Annotated in this window: 2 protein-coding genes; both read right to left on the bottom strand. The window is 43.7% G+C overall.

The genetic code is table 11. From position 1 onward, the window contains the following. Positions 1 to 493: 493 nt before the first annotated feature. Positions 494 to 2,008 (bottom strand): trehalase family glycosidase, encoded by a 1,515-nt coding sequence (locus V7K42_RS08660; RefSeq protein WP_334915314.1) that lies wholly within the window; start codon positions 2,006 to 2,008, stop codon positions 494 to 496. Between the two features lie 246 nt (positions 2,009 to 2,254). Further along, positions 2,255 to 5,053, bottom strand: a complete 2,799-nt coding sequence (treY, locus tag V7K42_RS08655) for a malto-oligosyltrehalose synthase (protein ID WP_334915312.1) — start codon at positions 5,051 to 5,053, stop codon at positions 2,255 to 2,257. Between the last annotated feature and the right edge of the window lie 254 nt (positions 5,054 to 5,307).

Here is a 5,307-nt window from a genome sequence, read left to right as displayed (position 1 = left end):
ATCGCCAATCCCATATCTCAACCTTCACTGTTCAATAGCTTTAAAATCTGTAGTGCCTATCCCGCATAGCTTAGAGCTTTTCTTAGTGCCATTCGTTAATGAATCTAGTAGTCTATCAACTTAGTTTTGCGGGATAAAAAAACAACCGCAAAGGGCACAAAGATCGCAAAAGAAGAGAATCAAAAATTGATTTATCCATCAAAATTACCTTGATAGACTACTAGCACTGTGTTTATATCCCGCCCGGGAGCAACGCGAAAAAGTGAGATCCTCGTGAAATAGGCTCTTGAGGCAGGGGGAGCAGGGGGAGCAGGGGGAGTAAAGAGGCATTTTTAGTATTTTTTACTACCGAAACAGACTGCTTCTACACTTATTTCTTTCTCTTCCCCTGCCTCCCCTGCCTCCCCTGCTTACCCATCTCACTGTTAGAGCATTGCTCCCATCCCGCCCTGAGTCTTCAGTTCAGGGCGGGATGTCGATGAGTGTAAAAGTTTCACTTTTTCCCACGGGCTGCTAGGAGTTCTAGAATTACTCCATTTGTCCAGCCAAAGCCAACTTCGTTAGAACTGTATCCAAAGGAAATATCGTCAGAAACGTTGGCAGAACAGCGTTCAACATCATATTTCTCAACTAGGGTGTTATGACGCTCGAATTCTTTAACCACCATAGCCAGAAATTTATTGGCAATGCGATCGCCTTCTGTATGAAACCCGTAACGGTGAAGTCCTTGCACAGCAATTAATGTCAATGGTGCCCAACCAAAAGGTGCATCCCACTGGTTTCCGGTGACATGAGTACTGGTAAGAATTCCGCCTGGGGCTTCAAACAAAGAGAGATTTTCCACGACGCGCTGGGCTTGGGATTGAGAAGAAATTCCTAACCACAGGGGATAGAATGTGGTAGCAAATTCGTAGCAACGGCGTTTTCCACCCTGGAAGTGATAGTCGCAATAGAGTCCTCGTTCTTCATTCCAGAGAAATTTATCGATCCGATCGCGCCGATATTCGCCGCGATCGCGCCATTGTTTTTCTAGTTGTTCGTTGCCCAAAATATTGTTAATTTGCGCCAAGTCTTGTTCTACCTGATATAGCAAACTGTTGAGGCACACAGGAGCGTAGTGGAGGATATCAGCACTGAAGGGGCCAAATCGGTTGGTGATATCAAAACCGGACTCGCGCATGGTGCGATCGCCCTTGTAAAATAGGTGGGTCAGTTTGTCATTTTCTCGATCGTAGTAAAGATCAACGTCGTAATCTTCAACCTCATAGGTTTGGTAATATTCCTTGACGCGATCGTAATGGCTTTTTCCCTCCTCATCGCGCTCGGAAAACACAACTTCTGGCGCGGCACCTTCCCCAAAGGCATAAAATCTGGATAAGCCGGTTCCGGGATTCAAATGGGGCGGTACTACCCAGTAATAGTAAAATTGTTCTAAAAGGGATACGGTTGTCCTCAACCACTCTTCATCCTGGGTGTGCTGGAATAATGCCAAAACCATCATGCTGAGGACAGGGGGTTGCGATCGCGACAGCATATAAGTCCGGTTGGCATTGAGGATAGTGCCGTAATGCTTCACCTGGTACAATAACTGATCTACCTGGTTTTGTGCTAGTTCCCATTCTCGATCGTGCAAAAGTCCCAGTAATATAAAGTAGCTGTCCCAGCCATACATTTCGTTAAATCGACCACCTGGTACGACATAAGGCCCTGGTAAGTATAGTAAGCCATGCTTTTTAATCGCTTCGACTTCGGAGGGTAAAGTACGAATTTCTAGCCGTTGCATATCTTTTGCAGATAGCGATCGCTCTAACACACTTTGAATGTTGGGACAATCTTCTAAGGGGGAAATGTAGACGAGCCAGGGAGTATCGGTTTTGTGGTCTAGTTTGGTATCCTTGGCAGATTGTAATAAGTGTTCGTGCGATCGCGTTAAGGTTTTCCAAGTCTTTTTGATATGGGCCCGCACGTTGTCAATCTGCGTGGTGGTAAGTGCTAGGGGAGTGGTCATAATTTAATTTGACAGGATGTTGAGGAGTTTGGAAGAATTTTTTAAACGCAGAGAGACGCATTCGCGTTGGCGTAGCCTCTCGTAGAGAAGAAAACCGCAAAAGTACATAGAGGTTTTACGGTGTTTTCTCTGCGTGAGACAGATTCATCATAATTCGTAATTACTAATGACGCTTGCGGACTCACAGAGAGCTTTATTACGAATTACGAATTACGTTAGCGTAGCCCATTATGAATTACGAATTATTTACTCGGCACTACTAACCAATAGAGCAACTGGAAAATGAGCTAGGGCAGATCCGATAGATAATGTTTCTGTTACCTCTAAAGATTGCTGAGTGAGAACGTTTTTCCAGCTGAGGGAAGTTCCAGAGGGTAATAGCAGGTGTGTATCTTGCCAAACTGACTCACCCAAGGGGTTTTCTTCAGGCTGGATGAGGCTGGTTAAAAAGCGAGGCGCGATCGCGATCGCTGTTTGATTCCCTTCCTGTCGCGCAAAGGCGATAATCTGATTGGCGTAGGTTCCCTGAACTTCTAACGGCAGATAATTGCCATCCTGAAACAATGAAACATAGTTTGTTCTGGCTTGGAGTAATTGAGCCGTTAAAAACAGTTTGATTCTACCGTCTGTTTTGTCGTTCAGTAACTCCTGAATCAGTCCGAGAATATCTGTTTTCACTTGTTCGCGGATGGCGCTTAAGTAAGTACGTCGCTGTTCAAAATCCACGGGACGGCGATTATCTGGATCGACTAGGCTTAATTCCCAAAGTTCTGTTCCTTGATAAAAGTCGGGTACGCCAGGTGTAGTAATCTTCAGTAGAGTTTGGGAAAGGGAATTGAATATCCCATAGTCTGCAATTCGCTGTTGAAAGGGATGAAAGGCTTTTAGAAATTCCTCGGAGATGGAAGGATCGAGTACCTTCTCAATAAAGGAAGTACAAGCTTGTTCGTACTCGCTATCAGGTCGCAACCATGCTGTATGCACTTTTGCTTCTCTAATTGCCTTAATTATATAATCTTTCACTCGTTCCACGAAGGATGCGTGTTCTTGTTCCGCAAAAGGAAACGCCCCTACAAAGGTTTGATAGATAAAATACTCATCGTTGCGATCGGGCATAGCAAACCCGTGGCGATGACTGCGATTTCCTCGATTAATAGCACTCCAGGTATTTACCTGCCGATCCCACTCATCGGGGATTTCTGACAACACATTCAACCTGGCCCGCACATCTTCGCCGCGTTTGGTGTCGTGGGTAGCTGTGGTGTTCATTGTGTGAGGCCAAGTTGCTTGGTGCTGTTTGTTAAAAGTATGAAATTTGGCTAATTCAATCCCAAAATGACTGGGATTTCCCCCGACTTCATTTAGCGACAGCAAGCGATTGTAAACATATAATGTGGTGTCTTCTACACCTTTAGCCATTAGCGGCCCGCTATATTGCTGCATCCGCAAGACAAAGTATATCCACTGTTCCCGTTCTGTTTGAGTCAGAGAGTTATCAAACTCAAGCAGCATTAACTTTTCAATAAAGGTCAGTTCGTGCTGCAACAGGGGCGTTTGTTCTTTGGCTTGGTTAATTACTTCGTGAATGGTGGCGCGATCGCTATCCCCAATTCCATCGGAGGTAATATAGGTACGGTAAATTGGGAACAGGGTTAGAACTTCGGCGATCGCTCTTTTCAAACCATTCAGCGTAAAATCATTGCCATAACGATATTTACTGGAAATGTTCTTTAACAAAAGAGCCAAATTGTCAATATCACCCGCTAAATTCTTTTCTAGTATCAGGTGCTTTTTATCCTTCACTACTGAGGCATAATCTGCTCTTGAACCAATAAAATTCTGGTAAATTTTATCCAAGGATGATTCATTTTCAGTTTGACAAAATACGCCATTTACATAGTTAAGAAAGTCATATCCCGATGTCCCTTCGATTGCCCAGTTTTCTGGCAATTCTTCAGTGAGTTCTAAAATCTTCTCGACCGTAATATAAACATCTCCCGTTTTTTCCCGCAGCCTTTCTATATACTGGATTGGGTTATAGAGTCCATCAATATGGTCAATGCGTAAGCCGGTAAATTTCCCTTCTTCAACTAGCTTTTGAATTAGGCTATGAGTGTTATTAAAAACTCGCACTTCTTCAACTTTAACGGAAATAAGTTCGTTGACGGTAAAGAAACGGCGATAGTTCATTTCTTCCGCCCCGACTTTCCAGAAGGCAAGACGGTAAAATTGATCATTTAGTAATTCATCTAGCAAGTTAAAGCTTTCTGAATTACCTGGTTCTCCGTTGAAAGTTTGGATATTTTCGTCAATGAACTCGTGGATGGCATCATTTGTACTGTAGAGTTCCCAAACCAATCCTTTAATAAATGCGATTTGGTCTTGTCGCTGTTTTCCCGCAACTTCTGAAGGCACACTTTTGAGAATATACAAAATCCCTAATAGTTTAATAAAATCGGGATGATTGCGTCCGAGTGTGCGTGTGAGTTTGCCCAGATTATGGGTAATAAATTTTGTATAAGATTCTAATCTTAGCGGCAGTTTTAAGCTGTAATAGTTTACGGTTAAACCGTTTTGTTCGTATTGAAGTTGAATATGTCCGTTTTCTAGGGATGCACCATAGAAATCTCCTAGTAGCGGTGCGAGGATTCGCTCTTGGCGATCGCCAAAGGGAGCATTCCAAGAAAGATCGAAGTAGTCAGTATAACTGGAATCTGGCCCGTGTTCCAATATGTCCATCAAGTAATCGTTTTCGCTGCTATAGGCCATGTGGTTGGGTACAATATCTTGTAACCAGCCCATACCTAAAGATTGGACTTCGCCAACTAAGGCATCAAAGGATTCATTCGTTCCCAGTTCTGGGTTAAGTTGAGTGGCATCTACTATATCGTAACCGTGGGTACTCCCAGATCGGGCCTTGAAAATGGGGGAGGCATATAAATCGGAAATACCCAAATCTGCTAGATAAGCTGCGATCGCTTTAGCATTGTCAAAACCAAACTGGGGTGTAAACTGAATTCGATAGGTGGCGGTAGGAATTCGCATGAGTTTGTTGTAATAAGAGATGGGGCGATACGGTTTGGTTAATATGTTTGTCTCTCGGAGATCCCCCCAACCCCCCTTAAAAAGGGGAGCTTTTCCCGATTTTTACCCCCTTATTAAGGGGGTCGCCGCAAACGGGGGGATCTTATCTGAAACCTATTTAGGGACTTCCAAATAAAAAAATACTCAAAAAACTGACGAAAAAACTCTCTCCTCCTCATTCCTCTGTGTTCTCTGTGTCTCTGTGGTTCGTTTCA

The organism is Nostoc sp. (assembly GCF_036917455.1).
In the GTDB taxonomy this organism is placed as follows: domain Bacteria; phylum Cyanobacteriota; class Cyanobacteriia; order Cyanobacteriales; family Nostocaceae; genus Nostoc.
This window is presented reverse-complemented; position numbering and strand designations above follow the sequence as displayed.